The organism is Paenibacillus sp. AK121 (assembly GCF_019042715.1).
Taxonomy (GTDB): domain Bacteria; phylum Bacillota; class Bacilli; order Paenibacillales; family Paenibacillaceae; genus Paenibacillus; species Paenibacillus polymyxa_C.
Window position 1 is genome coordinate 538,975 of record NZ_JAHPJM010000001.1, and the last position, 19,494, is coordinate 558,468.

Annotated in this window: 16 protein-coding genes; 15 read left to right on the top strand and 1 reads right to left on the bottom strand. The window is 44.7% G+C overall.

Features of this window, described 5'->3' with window-relative positions:
• Positions 1-68: 68 nt before the first annotated feature.
• Positions 69-1,400, top strand: a complete 1,332-nt coding sequence (locus KSP24_RS02390) for a PhoH family protein (RefSeq protein WP_013372109.1) — start codon at positions 69-71, stop codon at positions 1,398-1,400.
• Positions 1,401-1,458: 58 nt separating this feature from the next.
• Here the strand turns inward: KSP24_RS02390 and KSP24_RS02395 are convergent, their stop codons facing one another.
• The gene (locus tag KSP24_RS02395) at positions 1,459-2,544 is read right to left on the bottom strand and encodes a coiled-coil domain-containing protein (protein WP_216974368.1); all 1,086 of its coding nucleotides are present in this window, start codon (positions 2,542-2,544) and stop codon (positions 1,459-1,461) included.
• A 296-nt stretch (positions 2,545-2,840) separates the two neighbouring features.
• On the opposite strand from KSP24_RS02395, the gene KSP24_RS02400 reads away from it, so the two are divergent.
• From KSP24_RS02400 to KSP24_RS02465, 14 genes are all read left to right on the top strand, one after another.
• The gene (locus tag KSP24_RS02400) at positions 2,841-3,491 is read left to right on the top strand and encodes an RsfA family transcriptional regulator (RefSeq protein WP_013372107.1); all 651 of its coding nucleotides are present in this window, start codon (positions 2,841-2,843) and stop codon (positions 3,489-3,491) included.
• 103 nt (positions 3,492-3,594) lie between these two features.
• Positions 3,595-4,575 carry a ketopantoate reductase family protein gene (locus tag KSP24_RS02405; protein ID WP_216974369.1) on the top strand — a complete coding sequence of 327 codons (981 nt, stop codon included), beginning with the start codon at positions 3,595-3,597 and terminating at the stop codon, positions 4,573-4,575.
• A 4-nt stretch (positions 4,576-4,579) separates the two neighbouring features.
• On the top strand, positions 4,580-4,969 hold the full coding sequence (locus KSP24_RS02410) for a DUF3397 domain-containing protein (protein WP_129549619.1): 390 nt from the start codon (positions 4,580-4,582) through the stop codon (positions 4,967-4,969).
• Positions 4,970-5,122: 153 nt separating this feature from the next.
• The gene (locus tag KSP24_RS02415; RefSeq protein WP_013372104.1) at positions 5,123-6,823 is read left to right on the top strand and encodes a peptide ABC transporter substrate-binding protein; all 1,701 of its coding nucleotides are present in this window, start codon (positions 5,123-5,125) and stop codon (positions 6,821-6,823) included.
• Between the two features lie 201 nt (positions 6,824-7,024).
• Entirely contained in the window at positions 7,025-7,957 is a 933-nt protein-coding gene (locus KSP24_RS02420) for an ABC transporter permease (RefSeq protein ID WP_013372103.1), read from the top strand.
• 4 nt (positions 7,958-7,961) lie between these two features.
• Positions 7,962-8,912, top strand: coding sequence for an ABC transporter permease (locus KSP24_RS02425; RefSeq protein ID WP_013372102.1), 951 nt, complete (start codon positions 7,962-7,964; stop codon positions 8,910-8,912).
• 11 nt (positions 8,913-8,923) lie between these two features.
• Positions 8,924-9,862 carry an ABC transporter ATP-binding protein gene (locus KSP24_RS02430; protein ID WP_016821552.1) on the top strand — a complete coding sequence of 313 codons (939 nt, stop codon included), beginning with the start codon at positions 8,924-8,926 and terminating at the stop codon, positions 9,860-9,862.
• A gap of 122 nt (positions 9,863-9,984) precedes the next feature.
• Entirely contained in the window at positions 9,985-11,616 is a 1,632-nt protein-coding gene (gene bshC / locus KSP24_RS02435; protein ID WP_216974370.1) for a bacillithiol biosynthesis cysteine-adding enzyme BshC, read from the top strand.
• A 43-nt stretch (positions 11,617-11,659) separates the two neighbouring features.
• Positions 11,660-12,925, top strand: coding sequence for an adenosylhomocysteinase (locus tag KSP24_RS02440; protein WP_216974371.1), 1,266 nt, complete (start codon positions 11,660-11,662; stop codon positions 12,923-12,925).
• Between the two features lie 331 nt (positions 12,926-13,256).
• Entirely contained in the window at positions 13,257-13,694 is a 438-nt protein-coding gene (gene mraZ / locus KSP24_RS02445; RefSeq protein WP_025677696.1) for a division/cell wall cluster transcriptional repressor MraZ, read from the top strand.
• Positions 13,695-13,711: 17 nt separating this feature from the next.
• Entirely contained in the window at positions 13,712-14,662 is a 951-nt protein-coding gene (gene rsmH / locus KSP24_RS02450) for a 16S rRNA (cytosine(1402)-N(4))-methyltransferase RsmH (RefSeq protein ID WP_013372098.1), read from the top strand.
• A 24-nt stretch (positions 14,663-14,686) separates the two neighbouring features.
• A complete protein-coding gene (locus KSP24_RS02455; RefSeq protein WP_216974372.1) occupies positions 14,687-15,067 on the top strand; it encodes a type VI secretion system membrane subunit TssM in 381 nt (126 codons plus the stop codon).
• 60 nt (positions 15,068-15,127) lie between these two features.
• A complete protein-coding gene (locus KSP24_RS02460) occupies positions 15,128-17,482 on the top strand; it encodes a penicillin-binding transpeptidase domain-containing protein (RefSeq protein ID WP_216974373.1) in 2,355 nt (784 codons plus the stop codon).
• Between the two features lie 81 nt (positions 17,483-17,563).
• Positions 17,564-19,480 (top strand): stage V sporulation protein D, encoded by a 1,917-nt coding sequence (locus KSP24_RS02465; protein ID WP_064962133.1) that lies wholly within the window; start codon positions 17,564-17,566, stop codon positions 19,478-19,480.
• The last annotated feature ends 14 nt before the right edge of the window (positions 19,481-19,494 follow it).

The following is a 19,494-nucleotide window of genomic DNA, read 5'->3' on the forward strand; positions in this document are numbered from 1 at the left end:
TTGAGTAGCCGGTGAATAGGTATAGGTATGAAACATGAGATTGTCCACGCCGCTTTGGAGGGGATTTAATGAAGAAAATTTTTGTGCTGGATACGAATGTGCTGCTGCATGATCCGAAAGCCATTTTTACCTTCAAAGAACATGAAGTTGTTATTCCAGCTGTTGTTCTGGAAGAAATCGACTCCAAAAAACGCAACGCGGATGAGATTGGACGGAATGCCCGTAATGTATCGCGATTGTTGGACGGGTTGAGAGAAGTGGGGCATCTTCACAGCGGCGTTCCACTTCCCCAAGGGGGAAGGCTTAAGGTTGAGTTAAACCACCGGAGTTTTTTGAAAGTTCAGGAGATGTTCGGGGAGGTTTCGAACGATAACCGGATTTTAGCAGTCGCCTTAAATTATCACTTGGAAGAACAGGAGCAGTCTGAACCGCGTTCAGTGGTGTTGGTTAGTAAAGACGTATTGGTCAGAATCAAGGCAGATGTATTGGGGCTGCTGACTGAAGACTACCTATCCGATAGAACAGGCGATCCAAGTGAGTTGTACCCCGGATACTCGGCGATACAGGTGCATCCGTCCATCATAGATGAATTTTACTCTAACCGTTTTTTACCAATCAAACCACTGAAGCTACCTTATACGCTGTATCCACATGAATTTGTTATTTTGAAAGATGAAATGGGCACTGGAAAATCAGCACTGTTGAAAGTAAATCAGGAGGCAGAGCGATTAGAACCTTTGTACTTAAGTAACGAATCGGTGTGGGGAATCAGCGCGCGTAATGCTCAGCAGCGAATGGCATTGGAGCTTTTGCTTAATGACGATATCCCACTTGTGACCATTACTGGAAAAGCAGGTACAGGCAAAACGCTGCTGGCGCTAGCGGCGGGGTTGCTTAAAGTAGAGGATGAGCATCGATTTAAGAAACTGTTAATTGCTCGACCTGTTGTTCCTATGGGCAAGGATATCGGTTATTTACCGGGAGAAAAAGATGAAAAGCTTCGCCCCTGGATGCAACCAATCTACGACAATCTGGAGTATCTGTTTGATGCCAAAAAATCAGGCGATATCGACAAAATTTTGATGGGCTTGGGCAGTATTCAGGTGGAGGCGCTCACTTATATTCGCGGACGTTCGATACCTGGGCAATTTATTATTGTCGATGAGGCGCAAAACTTATCCCGACATGAGATCAAAACAATTGTGTCTCGGGTAGGTGAGGGGAGTAAAATCATTCTGATGGGAGATCCGGAGCAGATTGATCACCCTTACCTGGATGCAGCCAGTAATGGCTTGACCTATGTGGTGGAGCGTTTTAAGCAAGAAGGGATTAGCGGGCATATTATGCTGGAAAAAGGAGAACGCTCCAAACTCGCGCAGTTGGCAGCTGATCTGTTATAACTTTTGATCGTTATTACAAATAATTAAGACCTCGGGAACATCCCGAGGTCTTTTGTTTTTACTTAAAGCTTAATTCGAGCTTAACTTCAAGAATGCCTTTTAAAGCATGTACTTCTGTGGCTTTGACATATGAAATAAGCTGCTGTGGGTAGAAGCCGAGATCAAAATCTTCTTCCAGCTTGTTGCGAGTCGTGTCCGGCAGTTCCAGCCCGTTAAATATCAGTCGATCTACATGAAATAGAATTGCATTTTTCGGTTCATTCTCTACCGTATAGTGACCTTCTACCCTTAATTTCATCGTTCCTTGTTGACCTTCTACCACAATCCGATCCTGCACAAAGGAGAAGTTGAAGTGATTAAACAATTCATTCTCAGACTTTAAAAAACGGTTAAATTCCTCTTCACGAATGCTTATCGTAATGATTTTTCCATTTGTAACCATGGCTCCTTGCTGTTGTTGAATGAATTGGGGCAGATCCTGCATCGCTTGAGCTAATGCTTTAAAGTGTTTGTTTACCTCGTATACCCCTACATTCTCCCAATAAGCTGTCATTTCACCAATTAGCTTGCGTAGGGTTTCAGGGTTATCACTGGCGTTAACGCCGTCATCTACACGCGACTGGAGTTGGAGAATCCGTTTACGTTGTGCCAGTAGGTTTGTTTTAACCGTCTCCAGTTCCGTCGTTGCTTGGGCGACTTGCTGCTCTGTTTTTCGCATAATTTGATAATTGGATTCGTATTCCTGAAGCACATCCTGATCGTGACTAATCAGTAATAAGTAATAATCGTACAAAGAGAGAAGTTGCTTTATACTTTTAGCCCCTAGCACTACACTCAGCAGCTTGTCCCTTTCTCCCATATAGTAAGATCGCAGCACAGAACCTGCACGCTCACGTTGTAGGTCCATTTGCTTCTGTTGATCAGCTAGACTACTACGCAGTTCCTGCTGACGCTGTAAAAGAGCCTGCTGCTCCCGACTAATTCGCTCGATTTCATGGTCGATCTCCACGATAGACAGACTATCTTGTAAAATCTGATTTTCTTCAGGAGTGGGAGCGGCCAAAGTAGGACATACATATATGGTAGTCAGCGTCATAATGAGGGCCAGCAGGGTGCAGATCGCGATTTTTATTCGTTTATTCATTTAGTTTCCCCTTTTATGTATTCCAGAAAAAGACTAATGGTAATGTATATGATCCTTTTTTATTCTTTAACCATTCATTTTATTGTACAGCAGTCAGAGCATGCTTGAAACCCGAAACTGTTTACTTCACGTATGAGTTCTGGCAGAAATGGAAATACAATTTAGTATCAAATAGATTCTATGAACTCTACGAGAGGCATAGGAATGAATAAACAGCTTTTATACCCTATTCAAATACCGGCAAGATCGGTTCATGAAGACGGTTATTTCAGGATGTTGTTAGGAGGGCTAGAGGCATGACTGCAATAAGACAAGATGCATGGAGTGCGGAAGATGACTTGATATTGGCGGAGGTGACATTGCGGCATATCCGGGAAGGTGGAACACAGCTCGCTGCGTTTGAGGAGGTTGGACAAAAAATAGGTAGAACCTCTGCAGCATGCGGCTTTCGTTGGAATAGCTGCGTGCGCAAACGTTACGATGAAGCGATTGGCATTGCCAAAGCACAGCGCCAGAAGCGCAGTTATATTCGTAAGCAGAGCCCGGTAGGTGTATCGCAGGTGGCGGCCTTTGCCACGCTCGATCCAGTCGAAGGGGGATACAGAACAGATGGAACGAGTGAAGATACGTTATCTATTGATGCAGTAATTCGCTTCTTGCGTCAATGGAAGGGATCTATGCAGGAGACGAATCGGCAGATTAAGATGCTGGAGAAAGATTTGCGGGAAAAGGAAGAAGAATTAAATCAGCTTCGCTCCATTAATGACCGGCTGTCCAAAGAAGTGAATGATGTGCAGACCGACTATCGTGTTGTAAATGATGATTATAAAGCTCTGATTCAGATTATGGACCGTGCCCGGCGATTGGCTTTAATCACTGAAGATGAGGAAGAGCTTAAATCCAGGTTCAAAATGGACGCTAATGGGAATCTGGAGCGCATTGAGTAGCAAGATTACAATAGCTATCTAAATAAAACGTCAACTATCGCTTGGCCGTAGTTGGCGTTTTTTGTTATTTCATTGGAGTGCATATGATATAGTAGAAAAAAAGATGGAAGCGAGACGATACAAAGTGATTGATATTATTGGAGCGGGTTCGCTGGGATTGCTGTTTGCCGGGAGATTATCGGCCACGGGTACTACAGTAAGGCTGTGGACACGAACACTTGAACAGGCACACATCATTGCTCGTGAAGGGATTACTGTGCTTGATAATGAGGGACAGGTGGTTGTTCATGTGGCGGGGGACCAATTAAAGGTAGCGCCATTGGCAGATTGGCAACGGTTAAATTCACAGGCTCCGGCACGGTGGATTATGTTTTTGACCAAACAAGGGGCCATAGGAGAAGTACTGGAACAGATCCAGCCTGCGGCTCAAATGGAAACAGATCCAGGGATTATTTGTTTGCAAAATGGAATCGGTCATATAGAACGCATCAGGCAGGCGTGGCCTAAAGCTGTAGTATACCCTGCTGTGACAACCGAAGGAGCCAAGAAACAGGGGGCAGCATCCATTTTGCATGCAGGATCGGGCATGACTGAAATTGGATTTTCGGAGGAAGGAGAGGGGGAGCACAACAATCAATTCAAACAATGTGTGCTAAATCGGCTGCTTGCAGCAGGATTTGACGTTTGCTTGTCGAAAGAAATCGAGAAAGGGATTTATCGCAAGTTGTTGATTAACGCTGTGATCAATCCACTGACAGCCGTATGGCGAGTTCGAAATGGCGAGCTGCTATCGGAGCCTGTTCGAATACATATGATGCGTAAGCTATATGATGAAGGCATTCAAGTGTATGAAGCTCATGGTATCCGCTGGGAAAGTTCATGGTGGGATCAAATTATGGATGTTTGCCGGGCAACGGCAGAGAATCACTCATCTATGCTAGCTGATGTACTTGCACAGTCCATGACCGAAGTTGCTTCCATTAACGGGCAACTGGTGCAGATGGCAAAGCGAGCTGGGATTAGTGCACCAACTCATGAGGTATTGTGGCAATTAATTGAAGGAATGCGGCTAAAAGAGGGGTGATCAGTTGAGTCTTATACAAGGTACTATTATCACTTTCAGTATTCTTCCCTTTTTTCCGTTTTTGATCGTGTTTGCGGTTTGTCGCTACATTCTTAAAATGGAAAAGAAGAAATCATTGCTTACTTCTATGGATATTACCACTTTTTTTCTGATATTTTCCGTTGCAGCACTCTTTAATGTCATGTTTACATCCCGATTCGGTTTTTATTTGATTCTACTGCTCTTGTTACTGGCATTGGGTTTAATTGGAGGAGCTCAAAACCGAATAAAGGGAAAGGTTGATGGTAAAAGATTATGTAGAGCAGTCTGGAGATTAACTTTTATGGCGATGACATTGGCGTATACTTTGTTGACTGTTGTTGGTATATTTAAAAATATATTCAACTCTATGTGATGAAATGTGACATGAAATGATGAAAAAATATGAATTAATCATGTTTTTTTGAAAAAAAAGCTCAATTTGAAGAAATGTAATGTAGATTTTTTTGACCGCTGGTTGTATAATCTATAAACATATACCACTTTAGAACTAGGGGGAAAACGCTAGATGAAAAGGAAAAGCTTTTTAGTCCTTTTGACACTCGTTCTTGCAGTTGGCGCACTGCTCGCAGGTTGCGGCGGCAAGAATGATACCAATGGTAAGGGCGCACAAGAAAACACCTCGACTACGCCGGCCCCGGCCGACAAGCAAATTTTGCGCATTAACCTTGCATCCGAGCCGCCAACGTTCGATCCGGCACAGGCTCAAGATACCCAAGCAAACACTGTTTTGAAAACAATGTATGAAGGTCTTGTTCGCATGGGCCCTGATGGTAAAGAAATTCCTGGCGTAGCTGAATCTTGGAAAATTTCCGATGACGGCAAAACCTATACGTTCAAGCTTCGCGATACTGCAAAATGGAGTAATGGCGACCCAGTCAAAGCAAGTGACTTCGTATTTGCTTGGCAACGGGTATTGGATCCTTCCACGGCTCCTGCACCTCCATATGCTTACCAATTGTACTATATCAAAAATGCTGAGGGTTACAACCTAAGCACTTCCAAATCTTTTAAAGGTACTAAAGTTACGGACTTCAAAGATGTAGGTGTCAAAGCAGTTGACGATCATACATTGCAGGTAGAACTGGAACATGCAACACCTTACTTCCTGGGATTGACTTCTTTCTACACCTATTATCCGGTGCATCCGTCTGTTGAAGGAAATGATAAATGGGCGACTAAAAAAGAAAGCATGATCACTAACGGGCCTTTCACATTGTCGACTTGGGAGACAGGTCAAAAGATCGAGGTTTCCAAAAGCGAGAATTATTGGGGTAAGGACGAAATTAAACTGAAGAAAATTACAATGTCCCTTGTAAACAGCGGTGCAACAGAACTCGCTTCTTACAGAAGTGGACAACTTGATTATGCAGGTAAACCTAATGGCGAAATTCCTGCAGACCAAATGATGGCTGTGAAAAATGAAATGCCTAACGAATTCCAGGCTAAAGGTATAGCAAGCACCTATTACTATTTGTTTAACGTCACCGAAAAACCGTTCAATAATCTTAAAATTCGTAAAGCATTTGCAATGTCGATTCAACGTCAGCCGATTGTTGATAGAGTAACGATGGGTGGAGAGATTCCTGCCTACGGCTTTGTACCTCCGGGAATTAAAGGCTTATCTCAGGAATACCGTAATGAACATAAAGATGATTATTTCAAAGAAGATGTAGCTGAAGCGAAGAAATTGCTTCAAGAAGGTATGAAGGAAGAAGGAGTAACTTCACTCCCTCCAATCACTCTACTCTACAATTCTACTGAAGGACACCAAAAAATTGCTTTGGCAGTTGCAGATATGTGGAAGAAAAGCCTGGGAATCGACGTGAAAACGCAAAACCAGGAGTGGGGCGTATTTATCCAAACACGTAACAAGTTGAATTTCCAAATTGCACGTGGTGGATGGTCTGCTGACTTTAATGATCCGATGACTTTCCTGGATATCTGGACAACTGGTAATGGCAACAATAATTCTGGATATTCTAATCCTGAATATGATGGTTTGATTAAAGCGGCTAAAACAGAAACTGATCCAGGAAAACGCATGGAAATATTTGCGAAAGCAGAGAAGCTTCTTGTTCAGGATGATATGGTTTTACTGCCGATTTATTACTACTCTAATACTTCTTTGACGAAACCAAATGTAAAAGGCGTTGCTTTGGATTTTAGTGGTGCAATTGATTTTACAAGAGCTTATATAACACAGTAAGTAGCTAATACTTGATTCTGAAGTTGAGGAGTTACTTCGGGATATATATGTGGGTACTGCCATATATATCCCGTTTTTTTTGTGTGTGAGGGTTCTTCTTAATATGATTAAACTAACCATGCATACAAGTAGATTGGATAACCCAACTCTATTTCTATAGAATCGAATGGTGTCGAAAAATATGGGAGGTGTAAACGGGCGATGGCGCGTTATTTGATCAGTAAATTTATATTTATGCTTATTTCTTTGCTCATTCTGATCTCTGCGACGTTCTTTCTGATGAAGGCAATTCCAGGTAACCCTTTCATGAGCGAAAGAGCGACGTCTCCTGAGATTCAAGCCCGATTAATGGAACAGTATGGGTTGGATAAGCCTGTATATGTACAATATTTTAAATACTTAGGTGATATTGTTACGGGTGATTTTGGTATTTCTATGAAAAAATTGAATCAAAATGTGAGCGACATTATTGGACAGACCTTCATGGTATCACTAAAGTTAGGTCTAGTCGCAATTATTGTTTCCATTATTGTCGGTATTTTACTAGGTATGCTGGCGGCTTTGTACCATCGTAGACTCATTGATACCGTGGCGATGATATTGGCAATTCTGGGTATTGCCGTTCCCAGCTTCGTTCTGGCATCATTAATTCAGTTCTTTTTTGCTCAAAAGTTGGAATTGTTTAACGTTATGGGCTTCGAGGGCCCAATGGACTACGTTCTGCCTGTTGCGGCTTTGTCTGCTCAACCAATTGCATTTATTGCACGATTGACGCGTTCCAGTATGATAGAAGTACTGCATGCAGATTATATCAAGACGGCCAAAGCTAAAGGCTTGAAATCCATTACGATCATGTTCAAACACGTTGTGCGGAATGCTATTTTGCCAGTTGTTACCTACGTAGGTCCAATGACAGCGAATATTATTACCGGATCTGTGGTTATTGAACGGATTTTCGGGATTGGCGGTATTGGTAAAGTGTTTGTGGAAAGTATCACAAGCCGTGATTACACCATGATTATGGGCATAACGATTTTTTACGGTGTTTTGCTTATGTTAGCGCGTTTTATTACAGATGTCGCGTATGGGTTTATTGATCCTCGGATTAAGCTGTCCGGCGGGAAGGAGGGGTAACTTTATGTCTGTGAAAGACAATGCTGTGAATTTGGATAAACTTCAGGTGAAACCGGAAGATTTCCAAAAAATAGGGGTCGATGAAAAGCAGTCTGAAGTTATTCAGCGAGAAAGCTTATCTGCTTGGCGCGATGCCTGGGAACGACTTCGTAAAAACAAGGTTGCAATGACTAGCTTGATTGTTTTAGTTCTGATTGTGCTTTTTTCTTTAATAGGTCCGATATTGTCACCCTATAATTATTACTCTAATGATTTACTGAGCACGAATCTGCCACCTTCTGCGGAGCATTGGTTCGGTACGGATGATCTTGGACGTGATATGTTTGTCCGTACATGGATGGGAGCACGGATTTCCTTGACGATAGGCCTGGCTGCAGCTTTGATTGATTTGCTGATTGGTGTTATTTATGGTGGAATTATGGGTTACTTTGGTGGCCGCGTTGATGAAATCATGAATAAATTTTCTGAAATCTTGTACTCCATTCCTTACTTGCTTGTTACGATCCTGTTGCTGGTTGTACTGGAGCCAAGTATCACTACAATTATTATTGCGCTCTGTGTAACGGGGTGGATTAACATGTCGTGGATTGTACGTGGTGAAATGCTGCAACTTAAAAACCGAGAATTCGTACTTGCTTCCCGTTCAATGGGTGCTGGAGCAGGTCGTTTGCTTTTCCGTCACCTCTTGCCTAATGCAGTAGGTCCGATCATCGTTACATTGACGTTGAGCGTTCCGACCGCTATTTTTTCCGAAGCTTTCCTGAGCTTCCTCGGTTTAGGGGTACCGAATCCAGAGGCATCGCTGGGTTCAATGATTGAATCAGCTCTGACCGGGTGGATGTATTATCCGTGGCGGATGCTTTTCCCAGCAGGTTTGATCAGTTTGATTATGCTTGCGTTCAACCTTTTTGGCGACGGCTTGCGTGATGCGCTTGATCCGAAGTTGAAGAAATAGGAGGTGAGATCATGGTGAGTAGCAACAATTTAATTGAGGTTGAAGGTCTTAAAAAGTATTTTAATGTTGGCAAAAACCGTGTGCTCAAAGCGGTGGACAACCTGAATTTCTATATTCGTGAGGGTGAAACGCTGGGTATGGTTGGCGAATCCGGTTGTGGTAAATCTACAGCGGGTCGTACTATTTTGCGCTTGTATGAACCTACAGCAGGTAGCGTACGTTTTAACGGCACAGATATTTACAAATTATCACCGGGTAAAATGAAAGCAATGCGTCGTGATATGCAGATGATCTTTCAAGATCCGTATGCGTCATTGAACCCGCGTTTTACCGTGTCTGATATTATTGGTGAGGCACTGGATATTCACAATATGGCAGGTAGCCGTGCAGAACGTAAAAAACGGATTGAGGAGTTACTTGATCTGGTTGGTTTGAACCCTGACCATGCAACACGCTATCCGCATGAGTTTTCTGGTGGCCAACGTCAACGGATCGGTATTGCCCGTGCATTGGCTGTTAATCCTAAGTTCATCATTTGTGATGAGCCGATTTCAGCGCTTGACGTATCCATTCAGGCTCAAGTTGTCAACCTGTTAAAAGAGCTTCAAGAACGTCTGGGCCTGACGTACCTGTTCATTGCGCATGATCTGTCGATGGTCAAGCACATTAGTGATCGGGTAGCTGTAATGTATAGAGGCAGAATGGTGGAGCTTGCTGAAAGCTCTGAATTATATGCCAATCCGATTCATCCATATACGAAAATGCTTTTGTCGGCGATTCCACTTCCTGACCCGGAAGTCGAAGCCAACAAAAAACGAATTATTATGCCTGACGATCAAGGCGGACCGATTCATAACGCGTCCGATAATAAGGCAGGGGCTTATAACCTGGAAAATGCCACGCTTATCGAAGTGTCTAAAGGACATTTTGTAGCTGAACCTTACGCTTGATCTTGTTCTATATACCAACCGCCGAGTTATTCGGCGGTTTTTTTTATAGGAAGCTTTGACGTGGACATGGGCTTTCGGTACAATCAAGCAGTAAGGTTTTGGTGGAGACAGGAGGCAGACCCATGAAAATAGTTCCGGAAACGCTTCGCGGAGGGTCGGCTTTGGCAGAAGACTACATACAGGGTACAGGACGCGCAAGCGATTTGTATGAATATGATATTCTGCACGCCGATGCTTATGCCCAACGGGCGAAGTGGATGGATAAGACGGAGCATCTGCGATTAAACCGTAAGGATGTCGTAGCATGTCTTCGTATATACAATGAGCAACACAACTCGCATGAGGCGGTTCATGCTTCATTGGACCGTTTGGAAAGTCCAGATGCTTTAGTAGTCGTTGGCGGACAGCAAAGTGGACTATTCACAGGTCCGATGCTGGTCATTTACAAAGCTGCTACGATTATTAAAGCAGCTAGAGAAGCTGAGGAACGGCTTGGACGTCCGGTTATTCCGATTTTCTGGATTGCTGGTGAAGATCATGACTGGGACGAGGTCAATCATACATACGTAATGGCGAAAGACCCGCAAGCAGTTAAAATCAAGCTGAATAAGCTGCCTGAACACCGTTCTTCAGTTAGTGCCATTAAAGTTGATACGGTTGAGTGGAAGCAAGTGATGGCGGATATAGAGCAAAGCTTGCCAGATTCAGAACATAAGACCGATATTATGCGCATGATTGGGCAAGGTTTGACAGAGTCATATGGACTAAGTGAGGCCTTTGCCAGGCTGTTGGGCCGTTTGTTTGGTGCCTATGGATTGGTGCTCATGGATTCTGCAGATCCTTTACTGCGCAAGCTGGAGGCATCCGTTTTTAGACAGTTGGTTCAGCACAATGATGAGTTGGAGACAGCGTATAAGACAACCGCTACGCGGATCGTAGACTATGGTTATCATTTACAAGCGGATGTGCATGAAGGTGGTGCGAACCTTTTTTACATTCATGAAGAGGAACGCCTGCTGCTTTTCAAAAAAGCTGGATTATTCACAGATCGACGTGGTTCGGTGACATTTACAGCAGATGAACTGCTTGAAGAGATAGATAGACACCCCGAACGTTTTAGTAACAATGTACTAACCCGTCCGCTCATGCAGGATTCACTGTTTCCGGTACTGGCATCTGTACTGGGTCTAGGAGAAATTGCCTACTGGGCGATTACACGGGACGCTTTCGGAGTGCTCGGGATGCAGATGCCGATACTGCTGCCCCGTATGTCTTTTACATTGATGGAGCCAGGCGTGGAGAAGCATATGCTTAAGTACGAACTAACTTTTGGTCAAGTTAGAGACGGGCTTGAGGAACGGAAAAAGCAATGGATTGCCACTCAAGATCAGCTTGGAATGCAGGATCAGTTTTCCGAGGCTAAGGATGCTTTTATCCGTATGTATAAACCGCTTATACAGCAGACAGGAATGATAGAGAAAGGTTTGCTACAGCTCGGAGAAACCAACTGCGAGAAAATTCTGGGGCAGATTGACTATCTGGAGGCAAAGGTGCAGGAAGCGCTGCTTCGGCAAAATGGAACAGCACTTCGCCATTGGGATCATATCGAATGGTCGCTTTTCCCATTTGGACAGCCGCAGGAGCGTGCGTATACCATCTATCATTTTCTGAACCGTTACGGTCTCGACCTGATGGATATGATTATGAACGTACCTTTGGATTTGTCGGGGACGCATCGTGTGATTTATGTATAATGATTATAAATGAATTTAACTAATATATAGGAGGAAATAACGTATGACTTCCCATTCTCTGCAAAATAGCATTATTCACGATCTTAAATTGGCCCCTGAAGGTCATTTGAAAATTGATTGGGTAGAAGCCCATATGCCGGTATTGAACCGCATACGTCAACAATTCGAGCGAGAGCAGCCTTTTGCCGGTCTGAAGGTAACGATTTGTTTACATCTGGAGGCCAAAACGGCTTATCTGGCTAAAGTGGTACAAGCAGGTGGAGCACAGGTCACCATTACGGGTAGTAACCCTTTGTCAACACAAGATGATGTTTGCGCCGCATTAGTTGAAGATGGCGTTACGGTATTGGCTAAATACAACCCAGATCCAGAGGAATTCAAGAATTTGCAAATCAAGGCACTGGAAACTAAGCCAGATCTCATTATAGATGACGGTGGCGACCTGGTTACTCTGTTGCAATCTGAACGGCCTGATCTGATTTCTACGATCCGTGGAGGAGCAGAGGAGACCACTACAGGGATTATTCGTTTGAAGGCTTTGGAAAAAGAAGGGCAGCTTCACTTTCCGATGGTGGCTGTAAATGATGCTTACTGTAAATATTTGTTCGACAACCGCTATGGTACGGGTCAGTCAGCTTTCGACGGTATTATTCGTACGACTAATCTGGTTGTGGCAGGAAGTACAGTGGTTGTGGTGGGTTATGGATGGTGTGGCAAAGGGGTTGCAATGCGTGCAAAAGGGCTGGGAGCCAACGTTGTTGTAACTGAAGTTGATCCAATCAAGGCTGTAGAAGCCCATATGGATGGTTTTCATGTATTGCCAATGGTGGAAGCTGCTAAACTGGGTGACTTCTTCATTACAGTAACTGGAAATAAAGCTGTAATTACAGGGGAGCACTTTGATGTTATGAAGGATGGAGCTGTGCTGTGTAACGCAGGGCATTTTGATGTGGAGGTTAGTAAGCCTGAGCTTGCCAAACGCTCCGAATCCATTCGCACGGTACGTCGCAATATCGAGGAATACCGCTTTAAAGATGGACGTAAAATGTATTTGCTCGCAGAAGGGCGTCTCGTGAATCTGGCTGCCGCTGACGGTCATCCTGCAGAGATTATGGATACCACATTTGCGCTTCAGGCACTCGGCTTGAAATATGTGAATGATCGTTACAACGAGCTGGGCAAAGCGGTGATTAATGTACCTTATGAAATTGATGAGCAAGTGGCTCGATTCAAGCTTGATAGTCTGGGAATCAAGATTGATACATTAACAGAAGACCAAAAAGTCTATCTGGACAGCTGGAACGCGTAATCTATTTTCGGTCACGATGTCCGCTGTAGAAGTGGTGCATTTTTAATGCAAGTGCTTGTATAGGTTGACACAATGGATAGAGAATAAGCCCTTTATTCCATGTTGTTTCGAAACCTGATGCATATTGTCGGGGATTCGGCTTCGTGGGATAAGGGGCTTTTTGGCATCTTATGACGCAGGGCTACAATAACAGACATCGTGCCATGTATCTAGAAATTATCACTTTTTCGTCATGAAAAAGAGGTCTTTGATTTTTTAAAGCGAATCTATTATGCTTAGGTGGTGGAAAGTGGGCCAAAGTGGGAGAATGGGGTAAGGGGTGACGAAACCAATGTTTATGGGGGAGTTCCAACATAGCATTGATGATAAGGGACGGCTTACTGTCCCGGCCAAGTTTCGTGAACTTCTTGGTGCCTCGTTCGTGGTTACCCGCGGGCTGGATCAATGCCTCTTCGTGTATCCCATGGATGAGTGGGCTGTTATGGAGAAAAAACTTAAAGCACTGCCTTTGATGAAGGCTGATGCGCGTGCGTTTACCCGTTTTTTTTTCTCGGGCGCGACTGAATGCGAATTGGACAAACAGGGCAGGGTAAATTTACCGGGGAATTTGTGCGAATACGCCAAGCTTACAAAAGAGTGCGTCGTATTGGGAGTGTCCACCCGGGTAGAGATTTGGAGCAAGCACACTTGGGAGCAATATTTCAACCAATCAGAAGAAGCATTTAACGACATTGCTGAGAAATTGGTTGATTTCAACTTTGAATTGTAATTTAGGAGGTCAGCCGTTTGTTTCACCACATTACCGTACTCAAGGAAGAAGCAACACAGGCACTAAACATCAGGCAGGACGGGATTTATGTGGACTGCACGTTGGGAGGGGCAGGACACAGTTCCGTCATTGCGTCACAGCTTGGCCCTGAGGGGAGGCTTATTGCCTTTGATCAGGACGACTGGGCATTGAACAATGCACGAGAGAAGCTGTCAGCCTATGAAGGAAAGATTTCATTAGTGAAATCCAACTTCCGCCACTTGCAGGACAAGCTGGCCGAACTGGGGTTGCCCGAAAAAGACGGCGTCCCGCAGGTCCAGGGTATTTTGTTCGACCTGGGTGTATCCTCGCCCCAGTTCGATGAGGGGGAGCGGGGATTCAGTTACAATCATGATGCGCCGCTTGATATGCGGATGGATCAGAGCAGTTCGCTTACGGCATACGAAATTGTTAATGAATGGCCGGAAGCGGAAATTGCGCGGATCCTGTTTCAATATGGAGAAGAGAAGTTCTCCAGGCGGATCGCAAAGATCATGGTTGAACGTAGAATGAACAAGCCTATTCACACAACGGGGGAACTTGTCGATATTATCAAAGAAGGAATTCCGGCTGCGGCACGCAGAACCGGGGGACATCCGGCTAAACGCAGTTTTCAGGCTTTGCGGATTGCTGTGAATGATGAGCTGGGTGCACTGGAAGATACTTTGCATCAGGCAGTAAGATGTCTGGCTCCAGGGGGCAGAATTTCGGTTATTACGTTTCATTCCTTGGAGGATCGGATATGCAAGCATATTTTCAAGGAGTATTTAGCGAAAAGCATCTATCCGTCTGATTTGCCGATTTTGGATGACAAAATGGTAGGCGATCTAAAGCTGGTGAATCGTAAGCCGATTGTGGCATCAGAACAGGAATTGGAGCTTAATCCACGATCCCGGTCAGCCAAGCTGAGAGTTGCCGAAAAATTGTAAATTTAATGGAGAAGGAGAGGCGACATGGCTTATACACGCGGTAATTTGGCTGTAAAAGAAAGAGCCCGTCAGGAACAGGTTCAGCAACAACGGTATCGTGAGACCACCAAAGTCGTTACACGCCGCAGAGAGCTGCCGATTCGAGAAAAGCTGCTGTATCTATTGACACTTGTAGCATGCATTGTCATTGCGGGGGCGTTGATTGGCAGATATGCTCACATTTATCAAATTAATTATGCGATTAATACAGCCAGCAAGGACATTTCCAAATTACAGACAAATATCGCCCAATTGAAGATTCAGAAGGAACGTCTGGAGAATCAGATTGTGCCGACTGCGAAGGAACAGGGATATATCGAACCAACAAGAGAGCCCATTCGTGTGGAAAAGCAGGCTGCCAAATAGTTAAGAGCATAGCATCAAGCTATGCTCTGACGTATATTTTTTTGCAGAGAGGTTTGAGCTATGGTCAAAAGAATAAAGCTTCGCACACTGCTGATAGGGGGATGTATTACCCTCTTTTTTCTTGTTCTGCTACTTAAGGTATTTTGGATTCAAGTCGTGAGCGGGGAATACTGGCATAATCAGGTAGTTACACAGATAGAAAGAGACCAGGTGATTCAGCCCAAGCGTGGAACCATAATGGACCGTAAAGGGAATGTACTAGCTACGGATGCACCGGCTTACACGGTGGTTGTCAACCCTAGCATCATTCAGGAGTATGATCTGGAGAATGAGGTTGTAGCCAAGCTGCATCAGCTACTCAAAACGCCTGAAGATGAGCTGAGAAGACATCTATCTGCAAAGGATAAAGCAGGTAACTATTTAAAAAATCGTGAGATTCGTAATGGAGGCTGGAAGGTAGACCCTGAGGTGAAGACACAGGTCGATACGTTCAAAGAGTATTTGAAGGATAAGTATGAGGTAGTTGGAGCTGTGGACACTGTTCAGGAATCCAAACGCTATTATCCGGAAAATAAGCTGGCTTCTCATATCCTTGGCTATCAACGAAAAGATGGTACTGCAGGTATGGGGTTGGAAGCTTATTACAATAAAGAGCTCTCTGGCACGGCTGGAAAGCTTCTGTATCAGCGGGATCGAAAGGGAGTTCCTCTTCAGGGATCGGAAAGTGTCTACGAGCCGGCACAAAATGGTAAAAATTTAAAGCTGACGGTTGACGATACGATTCAGTATTATATAGAGGATGCCATGCAAGAAGCTATTGCAAAATATAATCCCAAAACGATGACTGTGGTAGCGGCCGATCCTAAAACAATGGATGTTCTCGGGATGGCGACTTATCCGAATTTTAATCCCAATACATATGGGAGTACGCCTTTGGAAAATTTCCGTAATAATGCTACTCAGTCTATCTACGAACCGGGCTCCACGTTTAAGATAGTAACCTTGGCTGCTGCGGTCCAAGAAAAGGTATTTAATCCGAATGAGACCTATCAATCTGGTATGATTCGCGTCGGAGGCTGGGATATTCGTGACGTAAGCCGTAACTGGGGAACGTTAACCTATCTTCAAGGGGTCAAGCGTTCGAGTAACGTCGGTTTCGTCCATTTGGGACTTAATAAGTTGGGTGGCGAAAGACTGAAGAAATATATCAATAACTTTGGATTCGGTATGAAAACAGGCATCGATCTTCCAAGTGAGTCTACCGGAGCTATTACATTCCATACCCAGTACAAATCCGAAGTCGCGACAGCTGCATATGGACACGGACGTGTTCAGGTAACGCCAATTCAGCAAGTGGCAGCGATCTCGGCAATTGCTAACGGTGGGAAGTTGATGCAGCCTCATCTGGTGAAGGAAATTATAAACCCAGATACAGGCGAAGTGCAGACGATTCAACCGAAGGAAGTCCGCCGAGTGATTACTCAGGAATCTGCAGCTCAGACAAGCAGCTATCTGGAGCAGGTCGTGTCTGACCAAGAAATTGGTACGGGACGTCTTGCTTATATCGACGGGTACCGTGTTGCTGGTAAAACAGGGACGGCGACGAAAGTCGTCGGAAAAGTTTACGATCATTCGAAGGATGTCGTGTCTTTTATTGGTTTTGCACCAGTAAATGATCCGAAAATAGCTGTCTTGGTTGTTATGGATGAACCTAACAAATCGGTAGGCGGCGGTACAGCAGCAGCACCTGTGTTTAAAAAAATCGTGTCCCAATCGCTGCAATATATGGGGGTTCCCAAAACAGGAACCAAAACGAATAAATCAGGTGAAGCTGCAGTAAAAACGGTGAATTTGCCAACGATACCACAATTAACAGGCCAAGTGAAGAAGGATGCGCAAAATGCATTGCTCAAACAGGGGATTGCTTACGAAACGGTAGGTAAAGGCTCCAAAATTGTTCGTCAGTATCCTGAAGCAGGCGTCAAAATGAAACCAGGACAGCGCATTTATTTGCTGACTGAGGATAGTGCCAACATGACGATTCCCGATTTTACAGGTGTCTCGTTGCGTGACACACTTCAAGTTCTGACGCTTATGAAGGTTGGTGTTCAGGTAAGCGGTGAAGGGTATGTTGTCTCTCAAAAGGCACAAATGGTAAATGGCAAGCGGGTCGTCAGTGTTACGCTTCAGCCGGCCAAAGAAACAGTGACCGGAGTGAAGCCGGAGGAAACACAGGATTCGACCACTGGAGTTGCAATTAACGAGACAGGTAATGCAACGAAAACGGAAGCCGATACTAAAACCAAAACCGATACTACTGCGGATAATGAAACAAATGCGGGAACTCCTAAGGGAGGGATATCTGCTGTAGCAGATGAGAAAAGTGCTGCCGCGATTAAAGGCCAAGATAACTGATAGCTTGTTCTAATGTCCGTTCTTTTGAATATTCATGAGGTAAGACATGTCATGAGTATTTGAGGAACGGAGGGGGCGCGTTTGAAAAAATCTAACGTGACCATGCGGCGTAGGCTGGTATGGGGGCTACTGGGATTGTTTGTATTGTTTGTGGCCTTGTCGATCCGGCTCGCCTATGTTCAATTGGGTAAAGGAGGCGAGCTCTCAGCCAAGGCTGAGGATTCGTGGCGCCGCAATATTCCTTTTGCCGCCAAGCGTGGCGAAATTTTGGATCGGCAGGGTACTGCGCTGACCTATAATGTCAGTTCGCCGACTGTCATGGCGATACCAGTACAGATTAAGGAGCCGGAAGAAACGGCACGCAGGCTGGCGCCCTTGCTAGATATGAGTGAGGATAAAGTGCTCAAGCTGATTACCAAACGAACAGCAAGCCAAAAACTTCAGCCCGGCGGACGAAAAATTACGATGGAGAAAGCCCAGAAAATTCGTGATTTGAAGCTGCCGGGTATCGTTGTTGCTGAAGACAACAAACGTTATTATCCTTATGGTGATCTAGCGGCTCATATTCTTGGATTTACCGGAATTGATAATCAAGGGCTGACAGGTGTAGAGAAGCAGCAAAACAGCAAGCTTCGAGGAATCGATGGAAGCATCGCGTATTTATCAGACGCAGGTGGCCGCCTGATGCCTGGTTCTTCTGAAAAGTACATTGAACCGAAGGATGGACTGAATTTACAATTAACCATTGATAAATCGGTGCAATCCATTATGGAACGGGAGCTTGACCAAGCCATGGTCAAATTTCAGGCGAAGTCCGCGCTGTCTATTGCGATGAACCCCAAGACGGGTGAAATATTGGGAATGGCTGGACGACCAAGCTATGAGCCAGCGCTTTACAAGCAATATGCGCCTGAAATTTATAATCGAAATCTGCCAATTTGGATGACATATGAACCTGGCTCTACTTTTAAAATTATTACACTGGCCGCTGCCTTGGAAGAAAAGAAGGTTAATCTTAAAAATGACCGTTTCTTTGATCCGGGATATATTGAAGTCGGTGGAGCACGCCTGCGGTGTTGGAAAAAAGGCGGGCATGGCAGCCAAACCTTTCTTCAGGTGGTGGAAAATTCATGCAATCCCGGTTTTGTAACGTTGGGACAACGTCTGGGCAAAGAAACACTGTTCAAGTACATTCGCAATTTCGGCTTCGGCAGCAAAACAGGAATTGACATGATCGGTGAGGGCAATGGCATTTTGTTCAAGCTACCTCAGGTCGGACCTGTAGAGCTGGCTACTACGGCATTTGGTCAAGGGGTATCTGTCACTCCGATTCAGCAGGTTACGGCTGTGTCGGCAGCAATCAATGGCGGCAATCTTTATAAGCCTCACATCACAAAAGGCTGGATTCAGCCCGAAACCGGCAAGGTTCTAGAAAAAGTGGAGCCGGAATTGGTGCGTAGAGTTGTTTCAGAGGACACTTCTCGACAGGTAAGGGAAGCGCTGGAAAGTGTTGTAGCTAAAGGTACAGGTCGTCCTGCCTTTATTGAGGGCTACCGGGTTGGAGGTAAAACGGGTACAGCACAAAAGGTGATTAACGGACGTTATTCTTCCTCGGAGCATATTGTATCCTTTATTGGTTTTGCTCCGGCGGATGATCCGCAAATCGTCGTCTATACTGCTGTCGATAACCCGAAAGGAATTCAATTCGGCGGTGTGGTTGCTGCGCCAATCGTGCAAAATATTTTAAAGGATGCACTGATTGCCTTGAAAATACCACCTCGTACTAATCAAATTGCCAAAGAGTACAAGTATGGGGAAAAACCGATCGAAACGGTACCTGATCTGGTAGGTGCCACTGCAGCTGATTTATACGAAGATATGAATATGAACTTTATGCTCGTGAAATCTGGGTCAGGCAAGACGGTCATAAGTCAGGCACCGAAGCCAGGCTCTCGATTGGAACGAGGATCAACGATCCGTATATATATGGGGGATTGATAGGTTCTTTTTAT

Bases quoted from the DNA above. Each gene is read 5' to 3' on its own strand.
- KSP24_RS02390 (WP_013372109.1), top strand. From the start codon at position 69: ATGAAGAAAATTTTTGTGCTGGATACGAATGTGCTGCTGCATGATCCG.
- KSP24_RS02395 (WP_216974368.1), bottom strand. From the start codon at position 2,544: ATGAATAAACGAATAAAAATCGCGATCTGCACCCTGCTGGCCCTCATT.
- KSP24_RS02400 (WP_013372107.1), top strand. From the start codon at position 2,841: ATGACTGCAATAAGACAAGATGCATGGAGTGCGGAAGATGACTTGATA.
- KSP24_RS02405 (WP_216974369.1), top strand. From the start codon at position 3,595: ATGGAAGCGAGACGATACAAAGTGATTGATATTATTGGAGCGGGTTCG.
- KSP24_RS02415 (WP_013372104.1), top strand. From the start codon at position 5,123: ATGAAAAGGAAAAGCTTTTTAGTCCTTTTGACACTCGTTCTTGCAGTT.
- KSP24_RS02420 (WP_013372103.1), top strand. From the start codon at position 7,025: ATGGCGCGTTATTTGATCAGTAAATTTATATTTATGCTTATTTCTTTG.
- KSP24_RS02425 (WP_013372102.1), top strand. From the start codon at position 7,962: ATGTCTGTGAAAGACAATGCTGTGAATTTGGATAAACTTCAGGTGAAA.
- KSP24_RS02430 (WP_016821552.1), top strand. From the start codon at position 8,924: ATGGTGAGTAGCAACAATTTAATTGAGGTTGAAGGTCTTAAAAAGTAT.
- bshC (WP_216974370.1), top strand. From the start codon at position 9,985: ATGAAAATAGTTCCGGAAACGCTTCGCGGAGGGTCGGCTTTGGCAGAA.
- KSP24_RS02440 (WP_216974371.1), top strand. From the start codon at position 11,660: ATGACTTCCCATTCTCTGCAAAATAGCATTATTCACGATCTTAAATTG.
- mraZ (WP_025677696.1), top strand. From the start codon at position 13,257: ATGTTTATGGGGGAGTTCCAACATAGCATTGATGATAAGGGACGGCTT.
- KSP24_RS02455 (WP_216974372.1), top strand. From the start codon at position 14,687: ATGGCTTATACACGCGGTAATTTGGCTGTAAAAGAAAGAGCCCGTCAG.
- KSP24_RS02460 (WP_216974373.1), top strand. From the start codon at position 15,128: ATGGTCAAAAGAATAAAGCTTCGCACACTGCTGATAGGGGGATGTATT.